Source organism: Microbacterium sp. CGR1 (assembly GCF_051062835.1).
GTDB lineage: Bacteria > Actinomycetota > Actinomycetes > Actinomycetales > Microbacteriaceae > Microbacterium.
Genome location: NZ_JAOTPG010000001.1, coordinates 1,565,902 through 1,587,440 on the forward strand (window position 1 = coordinate 1,565,902; position 21,539 = coordinate 1,587,440).

20 protein-coding genes, 1 tRNA gene and 1 other RNA gene are annotated in these 21,539 nt (G+C 68.5%); 5 read left to right on the forward strand and 17 right to left on the reverse strand.

Annotation, left to right across the window (positions count from 1 at the left end; genetic code table 11):
- Window positions 1-2 precede the first annotated feature (2 nt).
- Window positions 3-99: signal recognition particle sRNA small type (gene ffs, locus OD997_RS07750), an RNA gene on the reverse strand.
- Between the two features lie 50 nt (window positions 100-149).
- On the opposite strand from ffs, the gene OD997_RS07755 reads away from it, so the two are divergent.
- The 4 genes from OD997_RS07755 (at window position 150) to OD997_RS07770 (ending at window position 7,655) form a co-directional block, all read left to right on the forward strand.
- Window positions 150-3,083, forward strand: a complete 2,934-nt coding sequence (locus OD997_RS07755) for a DEAD/DEAH box helicase family protein (RefSeq protein ID WP_434331081.1) — start codon at window positions 150-152, stop codon at window positions 3,081-3,083.
- Window positions 3,084-3,193: 110 nt separating this feature from the next.
- A complete protein-coding gene (locus OD997_RS07760; RefSeq protein ID WP_056279820.1) occupies window positions 3,194-4,183 on the forward strand; it encodes an AAA family ATPase in 990 nt (329 codons plus the stop codon).
- A gap of 15 nt (window positions 4,184-4,198) precedes the next feature.
- Entirely contained in the window at window positions 4,199-5,413 is a 1,215-nt protein-coding gene (locus OD997_RS07765; protein ID WP_434331082.1) for a DUF58 domain-containing protein, read from the forward strand.
- Entirely contained in the window at window positions 5,400-7,655 is a 2,256-nt protein-coding gene (locus OD997_RS07770) for a transglutaminaseTgpA domain-containing protein (protein WP_434331083.1), read from the forward strand. The genes OD997_RS07765 and OD997_RS07770 overlap by 14 nt, the downstream gene beginning before the upstream one ends.
- Before the next feature lie 38 nt (window positions 7,656-7,693).
- Here OD997_RS07770 and OD997_RS07775 read toward each other — a convergent pair whose 3' ends face one another.
- From OD997_RS07775 to OD997_RS07835, 13 genes are all read right to left on the reverse strand, one after another.
- Complete coding sequence (locus OD997_RS07775) at window positions 7,694-8,584, reverse strand: rhodanese-related sulfurtransferase (RefSeq protein WP_120494119.1); 891 nt, start codon at window positions 8,582-8,584, stop codon at window positions 7,694-7,696.
- 55 nt (window positions 8,585-8,639) lie between these two features.
- The gene (locus OD997_RS07780; RefSeq protein WP_434331084.1) at window positions 8,640-9,374 is read right to left on the reverse strand and encodes a hypothetical protein; all 735 of its coding nucleotides are present in this window, start codon (window positions 9,372-9,374) and stop codon (window positions 8,640-8,642) included.
- Window positions 9,371-10,099: an ABC transporter permease gene (locus OD997_RS07785; protein WP_434331085.1), complete on the reverse strand. Its 729-nt coding sequence runs from the start codon at window positions 10,097-10,099 to the stop codon at window positions 9,371-9,373. The genes OD997_RS07780 and OD997_RS07785 overlap by 4 nt, the downstream gene beginning before the upstream one ends.
- Window positions 10,096-10,812, reverse strand: coding sequence for an ATP-binding cassette domain-containing protein (locus OD997_RS07790; protein ID WP_434331086.1), 717 nt, complete (start codon window positions 10,810-10,812; stop codon window positions 10,096-10,098). The genes OD997_RS07785 and OD997_RS07790 overlap by 4 nt, the downstream gene beginning before the upstream one ends.
- Before the next feature lie 2 nt (window positions 10,813-10,814).
- Complete coding sequence (gene mpaP, locus OD997_RS07795; protein WP_434331087.1) at window positions 10,815-12,500, reverse strand: daptide biosynthesis intramembrane metalloprotease; 1,686 nt, start codon at window positions 12,498-12,500, stop codon at window positions 10,815-10,817.
- Window positions 12,487-13,314 (reverse strand): daptide-type RiPP biosynthesis methyltransferase, encoded by an 828-nt coding sequence (mpaM, locus tag OD997_RS07800; protein ID WP_434331088.1) that lies wholly within the window; start codon window positions 13,312-13,314, stop codon window positions 12,487-12,489. Before mpaM ends, mpaP begins: the two co-directional genes overlap by 14 nt.
- Window positions 13,315-13,380: 66 nt before the next feature.
- Window positions 13,381-13,500, reverse strand: coding sequence for an MpaA3 family daptide-type RiPP (gene mpaA3, locus OD997_RS07805; RefSeq protein WP_311244572.1), 120 nt, complete (start codon window positions 13,498-13,500; stop codon window positions 13,381-13,383).
- 36 nt (window positions 13,501-13,536) lie between these two features.
- Complete coding sequence (gene mpaA2, locus OD997_RS07810) at window positions 13,537-13,662, reverse strand: MpaA2 family daptide-type RiPP (protein WP_434331089.1); 126 nt, start codon at window positions 13,660-13,662, stop codon at window positions 13,537-13,539.
- Window positions 13,663-13,699: 37 nt separating this feature from the next.
- Window positions 13,700-13,834, reverse strand: coding sequence for an MpaA1 family daptide-type RiPP (mpaA1, locus tag OD997_RS07815; RefSeq protein WP_311244574.1), 135 nt, complete (start codon window positions 13,832-13,834; stop codon window positions 13,700-13,702).
- Complete coding sequence (gene mpaC / locus OD997_RS07820; protein WP_434331090.1) at window positions 13,831-15,021, reverse strand: daptide-type RiPP biosynthesis dehydogenase; 1,191 nt, start codon at window positions 15,019-15,021, stop codon at window positions 13,831-13,833. Before mpaC ends, mpaA1 begins: the two co-directional genes overlap by 4 nt.
- Window positions 15,011-16,276 carry a daptide-type RiPP biosynthesis aminotransferase gene (mpaD, locus tag OD997_RS07825; RefSeq protein WP_434331091.1) on the reverse strand — a complete coding sequence of 422 codons (1,266 nt, stop codon included), beginning with the start codon at window positions 16,274-16,276 and terminating at the stop codon, window positions 15,011-15,013. The genes mpaC and mpaD overlap by 11 nt, the downstream gene beginning before the upstream one ends.
- A complete protein-coding gene (gene mpaB / locus OD997_RS07830) occupies window positions 16,273-17,322 on the reverse strand; it encodes a daptide biosynthesis RiPP recognition protein (protein WP_434331092.1) in 1,050 nt (349 codons plus the stop codon). The genes mpaD and mpaB overlap by 4 nt, the downstream gene beginning before the upstream one ends.
- On the reverse strand, window positions 17,322-18,224 hold the full coding sequence (locus OD997_RS07835) for a hypothetical protein (protein WP_434331093.1): 903 nt from the start codon (window positions 18,222-18,224) through the stop codon (window positions 17,322-17,324). Before OD997_RS07835 ends, mpaB begins: the two co-directional genes overlap by 1 nt.
- A 219-nt stretch (window positions 18,225-18,443) precedes the next feature.
- Between OD997_RS07835 and OD997_RS07840 the strand changes: the two genes are divergently transcribed.
- Window positions 18,444-18,531, forward strand: a tRNA-Ser gene (locus tag OD997_RS07840).
- Between the two features lie 302 nt (window positions 18,532-18,833).
- Here OD997_RS07840 and OD997_RS07845 read toward each other — a convergent pair.
- From OD997_RS07845 to OD997_RS07855, 3 genes are read right to left on the reverse strand one after another with little or no spacing between them, the layout of a single operon-like run.
- On the reverse strand, window positions 18,834-19,433 hold the full coding sequence (locus tag OD997_RS07845) for a GNAT family N-acetyltransferase (RefSeq protein WP_434331094.1): 600 nt from the start codon (window positions 19,431-19,433) through the stop codon (window positions 18,834-18,836).
- Window positions 19,434-19,463: 30 nt separating this feature from the next.
- A complete protein-coding gene (locus OD997_RS07850; protein ID WP_434331095.1) occupies window positions 19,464-20,099 on the reverse strand; it encodes a phosphatase PAP2 family protein in 636 nt (211 codons plus the stop codon).
- A 30-nt stretch (window positions 20,100-20,129) separates the two neighbouring features.
- Window positions 20,130-21,494, reverse strand: a complete 1,365-nt coding sequence (locus tag OD997_RS07855) for a multidrug effflux MFS transporter (protein WP_434331096.1) — start codon at window positions 21,492-21,494, stop codon at window positions 20,130-20,132.
- Window positions 21,495-21,539: the final 45 nt, after the last annotated feature.

Here is a 21,539-nt window from a genome sequence, read left to right on the forward strand (position 1 = left end):
AAGAAAGTGACCCTCCGCGCACCCAGCAGAGCCCGGTTACCCTTGCTGCGTTTCCGCCCTGGGGGAATTGGCCTGGATGCCGCCACGCGGAGAGCCGTCGACAAGTCTAGCCGATGTCTGCACCTGCTCTTTGACAGACTGGACAGGTCATGGATCCCGCCACCGCCTCTCCCCTGTCGACGTGGCGTTTCTCCGGCACGTTGCGCACCTATCAGGCCGAGGTCCTCGATCGGCTCCCTCCCGGCGGCGACGACCCGCTGCACATCGTGGCACCGCCGGGCTCGGGCAAGACCCTGCTCGGTCTGCTGCTCGCCGCGCGCGAGGGCCATCGCGCGCTCGTGCTGTCGCCGACCGTGACGATCCGTCAGCAGTGGCTGCGCACCGCGGCGGAGCTGGCGACCGATGCGACCACTGTCTCGGACGCCCCCGAGCGTCTCGGGGATCTGACGGTGCTCACCTATCAGCTGCTGAGCGTGACCGGACACGGCTCGCCTTTCGACGACCTCGCCCGTGCGGTGTGGGCCGACGAGCTCGTCGCCGGTGGGCGGACAGAGGCGGATGCCGAGACCTGGCTCGCCGAGCTCGCGGTCGACAACCCCGCCCGCCACCGTTCCGGCATCCGCAGTCGTGCGCGCCGACTGCGTTCGCGATTCACCCGTCAACGTCCCTCCGAGCTCGCCCGGGTGCTGCACCCGAACGCGGTCGCCCTCATCGATCGGCTCGTCGATGCGGGTGTGCGCACCGTCGTCCTCGACGAATGCCATCACCTGCTCGACCACTGGGCGATCGTGGTGGCATACCTCGCCGCACGCATCCGCGAGAGCGGCACCGAGCCGAAGCTCATCGGCCTCACCGCGACCCTGCCGTCGCCCGACGACGAGACCGAGTTCGAGAACTACAGCCACCTGCTCGGCGAGGTCGACTACGAGGTGCCGACGCCCGCCGTCGTGAAGGAGGGGCATCTGGCCCCGTATCGCGACCACGTGCTGTTCACCGAGCCCACCCCCGCAGAGGCCTCCTTCATCCGACGGCACGAGTCCCTGCTGCATGACCTGATCAGGCAGGTGCTGTCGACGCCGGATGCGCTGTCGTACCTCGAGGAGCAGCTGCAACCCTCGGACCCGCCCGACAGCGCAGAGACGGCGACCGAGAGGACTGCCGAGTCAGAGACTCCGCTCTCGCTCCTCGACCGGGCGTTCTCGACGGACTTCCCCCTCACCCGATCGTGCGCCCTCGTGCTGCGCGAGGTCGCACCGGAGCATCCGCTCGTCGCGGCGATCCCCGCAGCGCTGCTCGATCGCTGCACCACCGACGACCTGCTCACGGTGCTGTCGCGGTTCGCCCAGACGAGGCTGCTCTCCGATCCCGCGGCCGTGCGCCAGTGGGAGTACGTGCGGCGGTCCCTCGCAGACTTCGGCTACGCGCTGACAGACCGGGGCATCCGACGCGGTCGCAACCCGATCGAGACCACGCTGGCGTTCTCGGCGGCCAAGGATCACGCCGCCGTCGAGATCCTGCATCGGGAGCTCGCAGGCCCCGAAGGCGACCGGATCCGCGCGGTCGTCGTGACCGATTTCGTCGAGCACGGCAACAACCGGGGCCTCGCCGGGGATGCACCGGCCGGGGCGCTTCGGACGTTCGACCTCCTCGCGGTCGATCCGGTCACGGCGCGACTGAGCCCGGTGCTGCTCACCTCGCAGAACCTGCGCGTCCGCGCCGAGGATGCCGACGACATCGCCGCCGCGCTGGGCGACCTGCTCGGCGAGCCCGTCGGTGTCGCAGACGGAGTCGGCCCCGTGAGCGATCTGCAGGTGCGGGCCGCCGCGAGCGGACGGGTGGTCGCCGCCGTGTCGGAGCTGATCCGCCGAGGCGACGTGCGGCTGCTCGTCGGCACCCGGGGACTGCTCGGCGAGGGATGGGACTGTCCTTCGGTCAACACCCTCATCGACCTCACGACCGTCGCCACGTCATCGGGCACCCAGCAGCTCCGAGGTCGCACCCTGCGGCTCGACCCCGCGTGGCCCGAGAAGGTCGCGCACAACTGGTCGGTCGTCTGCCTGATCCCGTCGCACGTCGACCTGGACGATGGATCGGAGGCCGGTCGGCTCCGCCGTCGGCATTCGCATCTGTGGGGTCTGAGCGCCGACGGCGACGGCCGGATCGTCAGCGGTCTCGGGCATGCGCTCTCCCCGCCCGCCATCGAGGCGTGGGAGCGCGTGCTCGACAAGGACCCGTCGACCTCGATCGGGGATCTCGATGCCGTCCTGCGCGAGCGCTGGCCCTCTCGCAGCACGACCAGGGCGGAATGGCGGATCGGCGATGCCTATCGCCCTCAGGAGCGCGAGACGATCGCGCTCCGCCGGACCTCACGCGCTCCGCTGCTGCGCGCCGGCCAGACGACGAGCGCCGGTGCTGTCGCCGGATTCGTCGCCGGCACGGTGGCCACAGGCGTGCTGGTCGCCGTGCTGGCCGTCTCAGGGGTCTCCCTCGCTCCCCTTCTCGCGGTGGCGCTCGCACTCGGCGGCGGAGCGGTGGCGGCGACGGCATCCGCTCTGCGCATGCTTGCCCGCTCTCTTCGCGATCGCTCGCGACCGACCGAGATCTATCGGGCAGCGGCGATCGCCGTCGCCCGCACGCTGCACGAGGCAGGCCGCATCGGACGCATCGACGAGTCCGCGATCAGCGCGCGCCCTGACACCAGCGACCCCACGCGTATCCGCGTCGAGCTGGGCGGTGCTGCCGCCGACGCACGCACGATCGCGGATGCCGTCGAGGAACTCTTCGCCCCCGTGCGCACTCCCCGGTTCCTGCTGCGCATCGACGCTGCCGGCCTGCCGAGGATCCGTGCGATCGAGCGCCTCGCCGACCGCCTCTCACCCGGACGCACGCTTCTGGCGGTGCCGCGGCTGATCGCCCGGCGTCGCGGAGACGCCGAGCGATTCCGCGATCACTGGCAGGCTCTGATCGGCACGTGCTCGCTGCACGAGCTGAGCGGGGTGCAGGGACTCGCCCTGCTGCGTGTCGCCCGCAGCGCCGACAGCCGGATCGACACCACGGAACCGCGAGCACGCGTCTGGGGCTGACCCGCTGACGCCCCCTGCGCGGCGCCGATGACCGGGTTCCCACCCCATCCCGAGACAGCCGGGTTACGATCGGTTCACGCGCACCGCAGCGCCCACGCGAGAGGGAACGCATGCCAGAGAATCCGCCCCTGATCCCGGCCGTCGTCGACGCCGAGCAGTTCGCCGCGCAGACGTCGGCCATCGTCGAGTCCGTCGGACGGGTGATCGACGGCAAGCCGGATGCCGTGCGGAGCGCGCTCGTCTGTCTGCTCGCCGAAGGACATCTGCTCATCGAAGACGTGCCGGGCGTGGGCAAGACCATGCTGGCCCGCGCTCTCGCCGCGAGCGTCGACGCGACGGTCCGCCGCATCCAGTTCACCCCCGATCTCCTGCCGGGAGACGTGACCGGCGTGAGCGTCTACAACCCCGTCGACCGCGAGTTCGAGTTCAAGCGCGGGGCCGTGTTCGCACACATCGTGATCGCCGACGAGATCAACCGCTCGTCCCCCAAGACGCAGTCCGCGCTGCTCGAAGCGATGGAAGAGGGGCAGGTCACGGTCGACGGGTCCACCCACATGCTTCCCGATCCCTTCCTCGTCGTGGCGACCCAGAACCCTCTCGAGATGGAGGGCACCTACGCACTGCCCGAGGCCCAGCGGGACCGCTTCATGATGCGCATCTCGATGGGATATCCGGATGCCGCGGCCGAGGCCCTCATGCTGCGCCAGCGCGACACGGTCAATCCGCTCGCCGCCGTGCGCGCCGTCGCCGATGCGGCATCGATCTCGGGGCTGATCGCCTGGGCCCGTTCGGTGCACGTCGCCCCCGCTCTCGAGGAGTACACGGTGGCCCTCGCCCAGGCGACCCGCGCCGACCCCAATCTGCACCTGGGCGCGAGCCCTCGTGCGACGCTGCAGCTGATCAGGGCGGCGAAAGTGTGGGCTGCTCTCGACGGCCGCGACTTCGTGATCCCCGACGACGTCACCGCCCTGATCGTCCCGGTGTTCGCGCACCGGCTGCTCCCTGCTCGTGGAGCGCACCGAGCGGGCGCACAGCCCGTCGAGGCCGCGCTGCGGCAGATCGTCGAGCGCGTGCGGGTTCCCGTCACCGCGCGGTCCTGACCCGCTCCGCTCGCCATGCATCGTCGTCGAACCCTCACGCTCCGCGGCACGGGTGCGCTCATCGCGGGGCTCGGGTGCCTGATCGCGGCGAACATGCTCGGCGCGCCGATCCTGCTCTACTTCGGTGTGCTCCTGCTCGCGCTGACCGCGTTCTCGGTGCTCGTGGTGCGGCTGCCGCGGCGCTCGGGCTCGGTCGCACGACAGGTCTCGACCGATCTGCTGACGGTCTCGGAGACGTCGCGCGTCACCCTGCGTTTCACGCTCCGGGCCCTGCGCGTTCCTCGCGGCCTCTGGCGCGATGTGCTCCCCGACGCGGTGGCCGGCGACTCGGCGGGCGAGTACCCGTCCGAGACGGGCCAGCTCACCTACCTGATCACCGGGGTGCGCCGGGGCGTCTGGCCGATCGGGCCGCTCGTGCTGCGAACCGTCGATCCGTTCGGTCTCGCGCAGCGCGAACAGGAGTTCGGCGAGACCCGCACGGTGACGGTCGTACCCGAGGTGTTCACGCTCGCGCCGCTCACCGTGAAGGTGGGGGCGGCCGGCGGCACGGCGCACACGTCGTCGAGCCGCCTGGGCCAGGGCAGCGACAACCTCTCACCGCGCCGCTACATCTCGGGCGACTCCATGCGCCGCATCCACTGGCGGGCGACCGCGCACCGGGGGCAGCTGATGGTGCGCCAGGAAGAGGAGGAGTCGAGCCCGGATGCCCTCGTCATCTTCGACCGGAGCTCCGCGCGGTGGGCCCGCCCCGGCGACGAGTCGGATCCCGCGTTCGAGCGGGCCGTGTCGATGTGCGCCTCCGTCGCGGTGCATCTCGTGCAAGAGGGGTACGGCGTCGACGTGATCGACAGCGCGGGGATGCTTCTGGGCACACTCCGCGGCCACGAGGACGACCGCGACGGCCTGCTCGTCGCTCTCGCCCTCGTCGCCCCTCGCGGCGAGGCCCGCGACATCACCACTCTGGTCGGCGGCACTCCCCCCGGCCCGCTCGTCTACATCACCGGCGAGATCGATGAAGAGGATGCCGCGCTGCTGCGTCCCTCCGGCGCGGCCGCGCCGATCCTGTTCGCGACCGCGCCACAGCCCGGGGCCGTGCAGGCGGCGGAGCAGCACGGCTGGCGGGTTGCGACCCTCGGCGATGACGTGACCGAGTCCTGGGAGGATGTCCTTCCCGACCGGGTCGGGATCGGCCCTTCCGAGAACCGGGGAGCAGCCGATGTCGCGGGTTGAGCGCGCGGCCGCGCGGGCGTCGCGGCTGTCCTGGCATCGGGAGCACGAGCTGCCCGTCGGCACCGTGCTGCCGTCGGTGCTGGCCGCGGGCGCAGGGCTCGTCGCGATGTGGCCCTACACCTCGGTCATCGAACCAGGCACCTGGTCGTTCGCGGTGCTGATCGTGATCGTGGTCACCGCCCTCACCGGCATGACGATGCGCACGGCGATGCGCCGTCGCGCGGCCTGGGCTCGGGACCTCGCCACCATCGGAGTGCAGATCCTCGTCGCGATCGGAACCGTGGTGCTGCTGGTGGCGGGAGACACCGCTGTCTTCGGAGTGATCCCCACCGACGCGACGATCTTCACCTTCCAGACTCTGGCGGCATCCGCCTGGGAGGAGGTGATGTTCGGGTCCGCCCCGATCGCCGCATCACCGGGACTCGAGGCGATGATGGGCATCGGATTCGCGGTGGTGGCGATCCTGCTCGATCAGCTCGTCGCTCAGCGCGGTGCGATCCTCGCGAGCCTGCTGACCGCGGTCGTGGGGTCGGTGCCGATGATCGTCACGCTCGGCGATGTGAACGTCGTGTGGTTCGTCATGCTCGGCATCCTGATCATCGTCCTGCTGCGGTACACGGCGGCCCAGAACCCGGATTCGCCGCGGCGTACATCCACCGCGGTCGCGGCGGGAGTCGGGGTCGCGGCACTCGCGGTCACGGTCATCGTCGCGCCCGTGCTGCCGGTGTCGGCAAGCCTCGCCGGCACGGGCGTCGGCGTCACGGTCGACGCATCGCTGCGGCTCGGCGACGACCTTCGCCAGCCGAACCCCGTCGAGGTGCTCACGATGGCGACGACGGCCGACACAGCGCCCTACCTGCGACTCACGACGCTGTCGGATTTCGACGGCCGCGTGTGGGAACCGGACCGCGGCGACCTGCAGGCCCTGAGCGACAGCTTCGGCCCGGACGAGTGGGGCGAGGACATCGACACGACCGACCAGAGCACCTCGATCCGGGTGATCCGGATGTCGAGTTCGTGGCTCCCCGTGCCCTACCCCGCGACCAGCGTGCAGGGCATCACGGCCGGGTGGCGCGTGAACACGGAGAATCGCACCATCACCTCTCGCACCGCCGATGCCGTCGGCAACGACTACACCGTCCGGTCGATCGAGGTGGCGCCCACACTCGAGCAGATCCGTGCGATCCCGGCCGCGGAGCCGATCGTCGACCCCGATGCGGAGCCTGTGGAGCTGCCCGCGGTGATCGCCGAGACGGCCGCGGAGGTCACCGGGGATGCGACCAACGACTACGACCGCCTGATCGACCTGCAGTCGTGGTTCCGCAGTCAGTTCGCGTACTCACTGGACACCCCTGTCGACGAGGGCTTCGACGGCACCGGAGCAGATGCGGTGGCGCAGTTCCTCGAGGTGCGCTCGGGATACTGCATCCACTTCGCGGGCGCGTTCGCGCTCATGGCCGAGAGCCTCGACATGGAGGTGCGCATCGTCGTCGGCTACCTGCCCGGCGTGCGCACCGACAATACCCGCGGCGATGAGGCCGTCTACTCCGTGTCCAGCGACCAGCTGCACTCGTGGCCCGAAGTTCTCTTCCCCGGCGTCGGTTGGGTGCCGTTCGAGCCGACCGCCTCTCTCGGAGTGCCGACGGCGTTCGCGGCAGGTTCCACCACGGGCGGCGGATCCGGCGGATCGACGCCGATCGCTCCCTCTGCCGCCCCCAGCGCGGAGCAGAGCTCGGGGCCGGTCATCGAGCGGGAGGACGCGGGCGACAACGCAGGCGCGAACGGCGAGCTGCGGCGTCTCGATCCGACCCCCGTCATGCTGACGACGCTCGGTGTGCTGGTGGCGTTGCTGCTGCCCGCGCTGATCCGCCTGGCGATCCACGTAGCACGGCGTGGCCGGGCCAAGAGCGGTGACGCGGCATCGGCCTGGACCGAGCTGCGGGCGACGATGCAGGATCTGCGTCTCCCCCTCTCGGATGCAGAGACGCCGCGCATGCGCGGAGTCGATCTCGTCCGCGACAACGGCGTGGATGCCGACGCGATGCGCGCCCTGGTCGACGCCGTCGAGCGATCGAGCTACGCGCGACCGTCGTCAGATCGATCCGGCGATCTCGATGAGGCACTGGGCGAGGTGATCGTCCAGCTTCGGCGGAGCGTCGACCGTCGGACGCGCGTGCTGGCGTTCCTGCTGCCCCGCTCGCTTTTCGCGAGTCGCAGGACCGACGTGCCGTTGCTCGCCTGAGCGCTCAGGACGCGCTGAGCGGTCAGGCCGCTGAGCCGTCAGGCCGCGTGCTGTTCGCAGCGCACGGCGTCGCAGGACTCGCACACCACGAACTGCGTGCGGCAGGAGAGGTCGGGACAGTTCGCCGTGCGCTTGGTCGCGGTGCCGCATCCGACGCATTCGCCGATGACGGCGGCGTGATCCGAGAAGTCGACGGATCCGCGCTTGTCGAAGACGTAGAGCGATCCCTCCCAGAGGCCGTCGTCGCCGTACTGCTCGCCGTAGCGGACGATGCCTCCCTCCAGCTGGTAGACCTCACCGAATCCGCGCGACGTCATCAGGCTCGAGAGGACCTCGCACCGGATGCCGCCGGTGCAGTACGTCACCACGGGCTTGCCCTTGAGGTCGTCGTATTCGCCGGAGTCGAGCAGCTGGACGAAGTCCCGCGTGGTCTCGGTGTCGGGCACGACGGCTCCGCGGAAGCGGCCGATCTGCGCCTCCAGCGCATTGCGTCCGTCGAAGAACACGACGTCATCTCCGCGCTCCCCCATGAGCTCGTGCAGCTGCTCGGGGGTGAGTCGTGTGCCGCCGCCGACGACGCCCTGCTCATCGACGCGCAGCTCGCCCGGCGCCCCGAACGAGACGATCTCGTCTCGCACCTTGACGCTCAGCTTCGGGAAGTCGATGCTGCGACCGTCGGCGTCGACTCCGCTGCCCTCGCTCCACTTGATGTCAGCATCCTTGAACGGCGCGTACGACCGGAAGGATCGTGACCACTTCTTGAGCGCCAGCAGGTCGCCGCCGAGTGTGCCGTTGACTCCGTCCTTCGAGATCAGAAGCCGTCCCCGGAGTCCGAGAGCCTCGCCGAGGTCACGCTGCCACACCCGGATCGCCTCAGGGTCGGCGAGCGGGGTGAAGACGTAGAAGAGGACGATCTTGGGGGTTGCCACCTGGAGATTTTACGTCGTCCCGATGGAGTCCTGCGCCGGAGCACGCTCGAGTCCTCTACGTCACATCGCGGGTGACGAACGAGACTCCGCCGACCACGACAGCCGCGAGCACCCAGCCGCCTGCCACCAGAGCGGCGATCGGGCCGCCGAGCCTGTCATCCGGCACGATCCCGACCGCTGAGAGATCGAACCGGAGGGCTTCGAGCATCGCGAGGAACGGAAGGTAGACAGCGCCATCTCTCCAGACGATCGCCAGGAGCACTGCTCCGCTGAGGGACATCGGAACGACAAAGAGCGCGACGAGATGGGTCTGCACGATGACTCCCAGCCCCATTCCCCAGAGGCCCGAGGCCGCGCCGAGCACACAGGTCTGCGCGACCCATGACCAATCCAGCGGAAGCCCCTCGCCGGCCAGGCGCAGCGCCGTGTGACCGCCGGCTGCTGCCGCGAGGGCGACGATCGCACCACCGACGGCTGCTCCGAACGCCCTGGCCAGATAGGTCGCACCACGCCGCTGCGACATCAGACGCTGAGCGATGACACCGTCCCGCCGATCGACGGTGTACCGGAATGATCCGTAGACCGCCGCGAGAACCGCACCGTAGGTCGCGAGCATCGTCGCGAACGGCGCCGTGAGAGATGCTCGGACGTCCGGCGGTGCGTCGGCGAGCTCCGGCGGGATGTTCGCCACAACGGAGAGTGAGATCACGACTCCCGCGACCGCCACCCAGAGCAGGACGACGTCACCGGCGAAGGCGCACGCGTGGGCTCGAAGGACGCGACCGATCACACGCCCCTCCTGCTGCCCCTGAACCATGCGACGGCGACCAGCCCCGCCGCCCACACGATTCCGATGCCGAGCGCCGGCGCGAAGTCGAGCAGACGGTCCTGATAGCCGGGAACGCTCACGGCAGCCAGGACCAACCCCGGCGAGAACCTGGCAAGCTCGGGCGCCGTGCGCAACAGAGCGAGCTCCAGCACCATCGGGAGGACGAGGACGATCGCTGCCGTGACGTAGTAGTTTCGGGCGATCCAGCCGATGGCCCCTCCGATCAGCGCGCCGAGAACCACCCCCAGCAGTGCCCCACCATAGATCCGCCATGCATCAGCGGTGAGAGAGAGCGAGAGGCCGTTCCGCAGCAGGAGGACGGAGACGCCGGCCGTCCAGAAGACGAAGATGCAGACCGAGACAGCGAGCGCGACGAGAGTGCCGGCGACGAGCTTTCCCGAGAATGCGCGTCGAAAGCCGACTCCGGTGAGCGTCCTGTCCATCGAGGCGTAGTAGCACTCGCGGGTCACGCCATACGCGCCGATGAACGCCGCAGAGACGGCGCACCAGGCGAGCGGCTCCAAAAGCCAGGCGGTGGCGGCGCCGGAATCGAGACCCTCGAGGTCGAAGCGCGAGCCGTCCGAGAACAGCACGAAAGCAGGCATCAGGACGGCGACGACATACACCGCCAGGACGGAGGATCCGCTCACCGCCCGGACGACCTCGCTGCGGATGACTCCCTTCATGAGGACGCTCCTTCGACCAGATCGAAATACTTGCTTTCCAATGTGTCGGCACCGTCCGTGACGAGGTCGCCGAGCTTCCCGGCGAAGAGCGCCCGCCGTTTGATGACGACCACCTCATCTACGACCTGTTCCAGCTCTGCGAGCTGATGACTGGCGATCAGCACCGTGCCACCGGTCTCCGCATAGTCGCGGAGAAACCTGCGCAGCCAACGAATGCCGTCGGGGTCCAATCCGTTGGCGGGCTCGTCGAGGATGAGTGTCCGCGGGGAGCCGATGAGCGCGGCGGCCAGCCCGAGGCGCTGGGCCATCCCGGTGGAGAAGGTCTTCACGCGGCGACGGGCGTCTGCGGCGAGACCCACCTCATCGAGCACGGCGTCGACTCGACCACGCGGCGCGCCGGCCGCGAGGCGGCAGATCTCCAGATGCCGCCTCGCCGTGATCCCGCCCTCGAAACCGAATCCGTCCATGTGGACCCCCACGTGAGAGGCCGGGTCATCGAGCGCGGAGAACGGCATGCCGTCGATGACGGCGTCGCCGCTCGTCGGTGTCAGCAATCCGACGAGCGTTCGCAGCGTCGTCGACTTGCCTGCGCCGTTGGGTCCGAGGAGGCCGACGATCGACCCGTACGGCACCGCGAACGACAGGTCCTCGATCGCGGCCCGATCTCCGTATCTCTTCGTGAGCCCTCGAACCTCGATCGCGTGCGTGTTCATCTTCATTCCTTTCTCACCTCTCCGCTCTGGAGGGATGACAGTGGCAGCGCCACACCGGTCTCCCAGATCGCCTGCCACAGGTTCCTCACTCCCAGCCGGACTCGGGCCTGCCCCGTCGGAGGTACGCTCGCTCTCTCGGAGGCCACCTCGACTCCGGCGACGATCACCCCGGCCACCGACACGCCGTCGACCACGACGGGAATGAGCGCGTCCAGGCGAACCCTCGTCGGCTCCGGCGGCACGGACGTGACCACCCCTTCGCCGACATCATCATTCGCGAGGAGCCCGTTGCTCATCAGGACGACCTCGGCCCCCTCGGGCACATCCGTCTCCAGGGCATCTCCCGCCTGCAGAAGGACCACTGTGCCGTTTTGCGCCGCGAAGCCGAAGGTGGCTGTCACCGGCACGGTGATGGCGACTCCGGTGATCGCTATGGCCGCGGCCGTCGCGGCGATCACCGACACGAATCGGAGCACCGAGACACCCGACACCAGCACTCCGTGCAAGGCCCGAGAGAGGATCACGAGGCCCGTCAGAAGCGCCGCGGCTTCGAGCACGACGACGAGCACACCGACGATCGGCCCCCCGCCGGCGAGCGCCCGGGCTATTCGAGACAGCGCCAAGACCACCAGCGCCACGGGGGCCGTGAGACTCGCGAGTCCGAAGGGCACGCTCCACCACCGCTCGAGGCTCTTGCTCGTCCGCCGTCCGCCGAACAGGGCTCGAGTCAAGAAGGCCGACCCGTCGCGGATCGCCCGCGCTCTGAGGTTCGGTTCGTCGAGAGCGCACATGAGCGCGATATATCCGTCGAATCTCACGAACGGGATGAGGTTGATGAGGACGATGGCTGCGCAGGAGACCGCGAGAAGCAGCACGGTGTGACGAAGCGTGGAGGGTGGCAGCATGAGCGCGACGATGAGCGCGATCGCGCTCACGGAGGCGTGCACAGCAGGTCCTGCCAGGGCCACGGCCACGCGATGGCGGCGATCGGAGAGCCGCCACCCGTCGGTCACATCCACGAAGAACGCGGGGCTGAGATAGAACAGCATGAATCCCGCACGGCGCGGTCGGCCGCCGAACCTCGTGAGCGTTATCCCATGGGCGCTCTCGTGGAGGGCTGTCAGCAGTGAGAGCACTGCGATCAATGAGATGAAGCCGACGAGCGGCACCGGCGTGGTGAGCATCCGGTGCAGCTCCTCAGCCTGTTGCGCTGCAGCGAGAAATCCGGAGCCGACGAGAACCGCGACGGCGAGGGCCGAGACTCGGAGGGGGATCGGGACGATCAGCCGAGCCAGACGGTCGAAGATGACGGGCGCGCGAAGCGTCGCGAACTGCAGCGTGAACGGGGGTCGGTAGACGATTCTGCCGGGTGGGGGCTTCGCCTCGCCTCCGAGGAGCCCACCGGCCTGAAAGCGCTGGACCAGACGGAGAAAGCCCTCCGACGACTCGGCGGCGGCGAAGCGCAGGCGCAGGTCGCGAATCGGCGTCTCGCCGTTCATCGCTTTCAGCAGCTCGATGGTCACCTCAGAGACCCTCGAGGAAGGCACCCCGTCGAGCATCGCGATCCAGGGTCCGGCGTCGGCGGCTCGTTCGAAGGAGACTCCGGGTGCGAGACGCGGGCATTCATCGGCGCTGAGGACGACCGACGTCGAGGAATGCCGACGGCGGGAGAGGCTAGTCGGACGCATCGCGGCCCCCGGCGTCCGACGTCCTCGCCCACGTCGTCGTGAGCAGGAGGATTTCGTCACGCCCCGTCGTCCTGACGGGAGAGATGACAGGAGCGGCGAAGCCCGCCTCGATGAGCTCCCGTGCGAGCGTGTCATGGCCGAGCACTCGCAGGCGGCTCGTGAGCACCGTCGCCTCGCTGCCTTCCGCCAGGTCGGCGACACGAACCCAATTGACCAGGCGCTCGGCGCCGCCCGCCTCCATCTGCTGCGAGAAGAGGTAGATCTCCTCCCCGTCGGGCCCGGGTATCGCGACCACCCGATCCGTCGACATCGAGAGGCTCGCGGCAGAGCCGCCGCCAGCAACGGTCATGGCGAGAACACCTCCAGCGGCGAGGTGGCGTCGCACGTTCGCGTAGAAGCGTGATCTGCCCACGCGGTCGAGCAGAGTGATGGATGTCGCGCCGATGATCACGAGGTCGAACCGTCGGCCCAGCGTGAAGTCACGCATGTCGCCGACGACGCACTCGAGCATCGGATGGTCCGGCACCGCACGGCGAAGGCGCGAGAGCATGTCGTCGGAGAGGTCCAACGCCGTCACTCGTCTGCCCGATCTCAGCAGAGGTATGGTCAGCCGACCGCTCCCGGCGCCGATGTCGAGAATCGGCCCTTCGACGCCTCGCGCGAGCGCCAGCATCTCTCTGATCTCCGCACGGTCAGAGCCCACCAGCCTGTCGTAGAACTCGGCGCCGTCGCCGGCGTAGAGGTCCTGTTCCTTCGGCACCGCTCCGACCATTTCGAATCTCGCCGATACGGCCTCGGTGATCAGACTCGACATATTGCATTACCTCTCTGCCAAGAGCATCAGGGTGCGGGTGTGTCTTCACCCACCCGCACCCCTTGATCAGGTTGCGATCGCTGCCGCACTGCCGATGATGGCGATGATGTAGCTCGCGTGCTCCCACCACTCGAGTGGGGCATCGATCTGTTCGAGTTCGAGGAACTCGAGCGAATCCGTCTGCATGTCATACCTCCGTGAAGGCACCTTGCGAAGGTGTCTCTATGTCAGGGCGAAGATGCCGATGATCACTCCCACAGCGAATCCACGCGTCCAATCGAGGGCGTCATCGAGCGCTTCCATGGGCTCGAGTTCTTGGAACTCGAGCGTCGGTGTTGCTGATCGCATGCTCACCTCCCTCCCGTTTCTCCTGGTCTGCTCGCGATCACGTCGCTGCAGCCGCGCCGATGCCGATCAGCACCAACGCGCCGAGTACGCCCTTGTAGAAGCTGTCCCAACTGGGGGCATCCATCGCCTCCAGTTCCTGGAACTGAAGCTGTGGTCCGGCGCTTTCGATCATTGATTCACCTCCTTCCGCACCTTGGACGATCGGTCGGGATGACCGAACGACTGAGAGCTCCATGACGAGTCACGGAGAAGATCGGAGAAGTCAGCTGCGACGAGACCCGCGAGCATCGGGCGGCGATTCGCCCAGGCTCGCTCTGCGACAGCGGCGATGCTCGCGACGGCCCGAGGAGTCGGGCGTGGCGGAGTCGGGATCTGCCAGCGATCGATGAGGGCGGCGATGCCCGACGGCGGGTCAAGCGGAAGCGCGAGCCCACTCGCTGTCGTCGTCCAGAACTCTTCGAGGCTTCGTCGATCTCCCCAGCGCGAGTCTCCCGAGCAGATCCGACGCCAGACGGCAGCGATGATCGCCGCCGTTGCGACCATCTTGCGTGCTTCCAGCGCGAAGGACACCTCGTTCGCGATGTACCAGTGACGGGCGCTGTAGGGGTCGCTCCCCCGCAAGGCCGCCGTTCGCTGGGTCGCAGCGCTCAGACGCGCGAGGCGCAGTCGTGACCCCGGAGAGGTGTCGCCCCGGCTCGCCGTGTCGAGAAGCGCGCTGCCGAGCGTGATCGCATCGCATTTCGCCCTGATTGTCCTCTGCGGGCTCGTCGAGGCTCCGGCCAGACGGAGGAACGCCTCCATGGCCCCCTCTCGGACGGCCACGGTCGAAAGGGTCATCAGATTGCGCGCATCGATGATGGCGTGGCGCGGCCTCAGCGAGCGGCCGATGATGAGCCGGTGGCCACTCTCGTTCCTGAGGATGCCGACGCTGTTCGTCTCCGACGAGGTGCCCAATGTCGTCGGCACCGCGATGACTTCCACAGGCGGGGGCGCATCGGGCAAGAAGGTCAGTGCCGACTTCGCCGCGCGTTCGATGGCGAAGTCGAACGTCCGCCCGGGAGCAAGCACGAGCGAGGCGATCTTGCTGGCGTCGAGGATGCTCCCCCCGCCCACCGCGATGATCACGCTCGGCTTCCGAAGCGCGATCTGCTCTGCGATGGAGACGACAGAGGTGATGCTCACGGCACGAGCGTCGACCATGATCGTCATGGGCGGACTCCCTGAGAGAACCGCTGTGGGAGTCGACGAGTCCATGATCGCAAGTGCCTCCCGGCCAGCGGTGAGCCGATCGGTCATCCGCCTCGTGATCCCCTGCCCCTGCCAGAGCGTCGGAACCCGTGCCGCGAACTCAGCACTCATGTCGACGCTCCCGCATCTGTGTCAGCCCGGCGCGCACTGCCGAATCCGTCTCGAGAAGCTCGGTCGAGGTGAATCCGTAGGCCGGGATCAACGCGATCGCACTGGGGCCCGGCTGCACGAGCACTCCGTGATCCGCGATCTCGGAGACGACTCGAAGCACCTCGGCGCCCGACAGCGGACTCGCATCGCTGTCACGCAGCGCGAGCCCCAGGAAGCAACCGGCGCCCATCACGTCGGTGATCAGTCCGTCAGACTTCAGCGTCGCCGCCAGGCGTGACAGATCGCGCCCGAGCGCTGCCGTGGTCGAGTTCACATCGATGCGGTGCAGCTCGTCGATCACTGCGGTGACAGCCGCCGCGCACGCCGGGGTACCGGCCTGCGTCTCACCGTGGACGAATGTCCAGCCGCCACGCGCGAACGCTGACGAGACACGGGGCCCGACGAGAATCGCGGCCGCGCCCGCCGCACCGTTCGTCAAGGCTTTCGACAGGATCAGCACGTCGGGTGCGGCGCCCCATCCGTCGGTGGAGAACATGCGTCCGGTGCGGCCGAATCCCGTCGCGACCTCATCGGCGACGACAAGGAATCCGTAGTGCTCGCGCAACGCGAGCAGCCGCGAGACGAACGTCTCCGACAGTGCGTGTGCACCGCTGCCCAGGACGGGTTCGACGACCACCGAGGCCACTCGGTGCCCCTCGCGACTCAACAGCGCCTCGAGTTGCTCTCCGTCGTCGTCGTGAGACACGTGCCTCACCGACCTGCGGTCGACGGAATAGACGGATTGAAGAAGGTCGTCGCCACTCAACGCGTGGCTGCCGTACATGGTGCCGTGATAGCTGCCCGTCAGCCCGACGACGAGAGAGCGCGACCCTGCTCCTTGGTGAGACCAGTACTGTCTTGCCAACTTCATCGCGGCGTCGTTCGCCGCTCCGCCCGAGGTCGAGAAGATGACGCGACTGTACCGGCGCGGGTTCGCGAGCTCGATGAGCGCGTCGGCCGCGTCTTCGGCATATCGATGCGGCGCTCGGAAGAGGGACAGGTAGGACGCGTCGTGCATGGCCCGGTCCACCGCTTCGGTCACCGCCGGGTTGCCGAAACCGAGAGGGACGTTCCACAGCCCGCTCGTCGCGCAGAGACGTGTGGATCCGTCTGCGAACTCGATGCGGTTTCCGACAGCGCCCACCGCGACCCGATCCGGCGTGAATGTGGCGTCAGCCGGAAGCATCGAGGGCCACAGTGCATGCGGAGAGCTCACCGTCGGACGCCGTGTGCGGCGCACGCCGCGTCGCTCCGCGCGCCGAGGTGGATGTCGAGTGCATCGACCGCTCCCAGGCACAGCCCACGCGCATCAACCGCATCGATGTCGAGCTCGCGCGAGACACGATCGGCCGCGAGCTCGACTGTCGTCGAGGTCTGGACAGCAGTGACCACGATGGCGGTCGTCGGAGACAGAAGCCGGCGCCGCAGGGTGGTGAGGTCGGCGAGCACGAGGCCGTCTGCCGTATCGAGAAGGAAGGGATCGCTCATTCGAGGTTCGGCATCCGCACGGCCATCGTCAACGGGGCGCCAGCCGAATCCCGCGATCTTCGCGGCACCGTTCGCCAAGCGCATCGTCTTCATGAGGTCTGTCGCGTTGAGGTAGCGCCCGATCCGTTCGCGGCAGGTGAGTTCTGAGGGGCACGCATTGCTCTTCGCCGCAGCTCCGAGCATCGCCGCACGCGGCATCGGGACCGTCAGCAGCTCTCTCAGTTCGTCGACGCCGCCGATGGGTTCGCCCCGCACGCCGATGCTGACCGTGCCGTCCGCGCTCAGCCTGATGGAGCTCGGAGTCCCGAGAGCCTTCGGACCGACCAGTGCACGGCGATTCGCGAGCAGCACGCGCTGATCGATCAGAGCTGACGGGAAGACTCCTGTGCGTCGCGCGAGTGCCGCATCGTCGAGAAAGGCCTGCGCACTCGGTTCGTCGAAGAGGCCGACGACGGTCGGGCCGATGATCTGGACGAACGCCGCGGCGACGTAGTCTTCGACTTCGACGGCCCACTCCCCGAGGAAGAGGGTGTCGCCGATCTCGTTCAGCGCTCCGCTATAGCGGAAGGAAGGCGCGCGGCCGCCCCACGGCCCGTTGTCAACGGACAGAAGAACGGCATCACCGTCGCCCGCGACATCGGCGACGTCAGCCGGGCTTGCGCCGCTCTCGACCATGAACACGCGCGAGAATGCATCCGGTTCTCCCGTGATCCACTCACGCAGCGCCCGTGCTCCGACGAGTTCTGAGCCGGTGCGTGCGTTCTCGCGCCCCATCAGAGGCCCTCATGTCGAGCAGCTGAGGTGTCCAGACCCGACCGCCCCCACGGTCGTGGCATCCTGGCGCCGAGCAGCTGCCCGACATGCCGGTGGATGAACGGGACCAGTTCCGTGTGCTCGCCCGCGTCCGCGCGAGCGAGCAGCTTCGTCATCACGTAGAGCTGCGAGATGACGCCGCCGTCGGACTCGAGATCGCCGCGAAAGCGTCGTGTCACCTGATCGGCGGCGTGACGCACTGCGAGCGAGTGGCCGAGCAGGAAGGCCGCGTCGTAACCGCGTGGCGCGAGACCCCAGGCCTCCCAGTCGGCGATCGCGAACGGTTCGCGGTGAAGATTGTTCCAGTGCAGGTCACCGTGTGCGGGCAGCCACTCGCCGGGATCGATGTCCAGGTCGATCCCGAAGAACACCGTGATTCGTCGACGCATGGTTTCGGGGTCGAGGACTCGCCGCTGGGTCGATGTCTCAGCGAGAGCTCTGAGACTGCGCTCGAGCTCCTCCCACCACCCGTCGTCGAGACCGGGGTTCCGTTCCAGGACTGCCGTGGATGCGCAGGCCCGGCCCGGGAGAAGGCTCATGAGCTCGGCGCGATAGACCAGCGGGCCTTCTTCCCACGCACGCGCGTCCAGCACCCGCGGCTTGGCCACGCCCAGGATCGACGTCGCGTCTCGATTGCCGGTCCACCAGTCCCCCTGCGCCTGCTCGCGGCGCGCCCACACCACGCGAAGCCACTGCCGCGATCCTGCATGCTCGACGGCTGATCCGATCGAGCGATCGCGCCATCCGAAACGGACCCGCCCGATCGCGTCGAGCCCGAGGTCAGCCAGCGCCCTCGAGTGCGCCATGCGCAGTGCTGTGCGCAGCGCAGTGCTGGGCGAGATCGCCATATCGACCGTGGTCATCAAATCCTCCGAAGATCGTCTTCAGTAGCAGCCCTGTTCACATATGACTGCATAACGTCTTCTTATGAAGGTAGATACCCGGTGATGAGCCACGCAAGACCACCGAGAATCGCATACCGGTGCGACGGAATCTCGGCCTTGGCTGCCGCCGGTGGCGACCCCTCGCCGCCTGGTCGTGGGCGGTCCGCGCGATCGGATAGACTGTTCAGGTTGTTCCTTGGTGACGTGTCCGAGCGGCCGAAGGAGCACGCTTGGAAAGCGTGTGTTGTGCAAGCAACCGCGGGTTCGAATCCCGCCGTCACCGCCAAAAAGCATGAAGGGTCTCCGCGCCAGCGGGGGCCCTTCATGCTTTTTATCGAGCACCGTGGGATTCGGGGAGAACCGAGCGCAGCGAGGATCGGAGTCCCGCCGTCACCGCCAAAAAGCATGAAGGGTCTCCGCGCCAGCGGGGGCCCTTCATGCTTTTTATCGAGCACCGTGGGATTCGGGGAGAACCGAGCGCAGCGAGCACCGGAGTCCCGCCGTCACCGCCACCCCACAGCCGCACAGATCACCCGGCCGCCGTCATGAGCCAGCCACAGCCACAGCCACAGCCACAGCCGCCGAGGTCTAGCTGAACCGCACCCCGTAGCTCTGCCCGCCCGGCTCAGCCGGCAGCGGCGTCATGCCGAGTCGCTCGTAGAAGGCGGCGGCCCCGGTGTTCTTCGGGTCCATGCCCAGGTGCAGTCCGCGCACTCCGCGGCGGCTGAGCTCGGCGAACAGCGTCTCGATGAGTGCGCGTCCGAGCCCCTGGCCCTGCGTCTCGGGCAGCAGGTCGATGTGCAGGTGGGCCGGGTACTCCGCGGCGTTCGCGTTCCGCCCAGGCGCCTGGCTGTACCCGTGCTCGATCATCCGCTCTTCGCGGGTCGACGGCTCGGCCGCACGCGGATACCGCTCCCGCAGCGTCGGCCACCACTCGTCACGGAACCACGTGGCGAAGGCCTCCGTGTCGTCGGTCGCGACGATGTAGCCGATCACGCGCTCGTCGTCTGTCTCGACCACCCATGCGAGGTCCGGATGCCGTTCGGCGTAGGGCACCGCGAAGAGGTCGCCCCAGAGGGAATCGTCCGCGAGGATCCCGGTCGCGTCAGCGCCGGCATCCGCCGTCCTCGTGCACACCTCGTACAGCGCTGCGCGGTCGGACGGACGATACGGACGGATGCGGGACACGACGGCTCCTCGGTGAGATGGGGTGTCCCGTCAGCCTATCGGCGCGGGCACCGTCGCCCGGCGCGATGCCGATTGCACCCAGGGCAGCATCACGGAGCCCAGCACCAGCACCACGCCTGCGCCGACAAGGGCGCCGCCGAGGGTGTCCGTCGCCCAGTGCACCGACAGCAGTGTGCGCGAGATCGCCATCGCGACGACCCACAGGATGCCGAGGATCGCGGTCCACACGCGCGGGAACACGAGCCACAGCACGACCGCGATGGTCGCCGCATTGGCCGTGTGCCCCGAGGGGAAGGACCCGTAATCGCTCACGACGATCATGTCCTCGGGTCGCGCACGTCCGAAGAGCTGCTTGAGAATCTGCACGGCCCCGGCGCTCGCGAGGAAGGCCGCGGCGGCGAAGACGGCCGCCCGCCAACGCCGAGCGAGCAGCAGGGCGATGATCATGAGCAGCGGCACGAGGATGATGGCGACCCACCCGCCGCCGATGTCGTTGAGGATCAGCGCGAATGTCAGCATCCAATCGGCGCGGTTCTCGACGACCTCCTGGTTCCACCAGGTGTCGAACCCGGGAGGCTCGGTGTACCCGAACACGATCGCCGCCCCGAGGAGCGTCGCCGCGACGAGCATCCCTATTCCCCACCACAGCTGCGTTCGTCTTCTCATCGCACCATTCTGCCGGTCGGATGCCGAATATCAGGGAGCGAGCATGCCGACAGTCCGGGGGCGCACGATCAGCCACAGCGACAGGACGCCGATCGCCGCGCATCCGACCATCACGGATGCCATGGTCGTCGCGGTGATCCCGGCCCCCTGGGAGACCCAGCCGACCACAGGCGAGATGAGCCCTGCGACACCGAAGTTGGTCGCTCCGATCACGGATGCGGCGGTGCCTGCGGCCTTGCCGTGCCTGTCGAGCGCGAGCACCTGCACGTTCGGGAACGTGAAACCGCAGGCCGTCATGAACACGAACAGCGGGATGACCGTGCCCCAGAGGCCCAGTCCCAGCTGGTCGGTGACGATGATCGCCGCTCCCGCGAGCAGCAGCACCGCGGTCGAGTAGGCCATGACCCACTGCGGGCCGAAGCGGGCCGCGAGGCGTGACGCCGTCTGCACACCCGCGACGACGCCGAGGGAGTTCACGGCGAACAGGAGACCGTACTGCTGAGCATCCAGCCCGTGCGTCTGCTGGAACAGGAAGGGCGACGCGGAGAGGTACGAGAACAGACCCGAGAAGGTCATGCCGCCGATGATCAGCACGCCGATGAAGACCCGGTCGGAGAACACCGAGCGGTAGCGCTGCAGGACGGTGGCGCCGCCCTTCTCCTGCCGGCGGGCGATGGGGAGCGTCTCGGGGATGAAGACGATGGCCGACACGAGCATCACGACGCCGTAGAGCGCGAGTACGACGAAGATGCCGCGCCAGGGCATGAGCGTGAGCAGCCACGAGCCGATCAGCGGCGCGATGACCGGCGCCACGCCCGACACGAGGGCGAGTCGCGACAGCATCACGACCAGGCGGCGTCCGCCGAACAGGTCGCGCACGATCGCCATCGCGACGACGCCACCGGCGGCGGCACCGACACCCATGAGAACGCGAGCGCCACTGAGCAGCGGCAGCGTCGGAGCATAGGCGGCCGCGGCGCTCGCGAGCACGTGCAGCGCGGTCACGGCGATCAGGGGGATGCGGCGACCGACCTTGTCACTCAGCGGACCCACCACGAGCTGACCGAGCGCGAAGCCGATCATGGTGCCGGTCAGGGTGAGCTGGATGGCGGCGGCCGTGGTCTCGAAGTCCTGCTCGAGCACGGGGAAAGCCGGCAGGTAGAGGTCGATCGTGAACGGGCCGAGGGCGGTGAGCGCACCGAGCAGCACGATGTACAGCGCACGGCGGCCGTTCGAGATCGAGTCACCGGGGTGCAGCATGATCGGTGCCGTCGCGGGGTTCGATCCGAGGGTGCGGATCGCACCAGTGGACGACGGGATGCGGATGCTGCCGGTGGCCGTCCGCTCTGCGGCGGAGGTCGTCGGGATGGAATCAGTGCGTGGAGCGTCGGGCACGACGGTCCTTCCGGAGTTCGAGGGGGGGTGAGGTCGAGTCGCGAG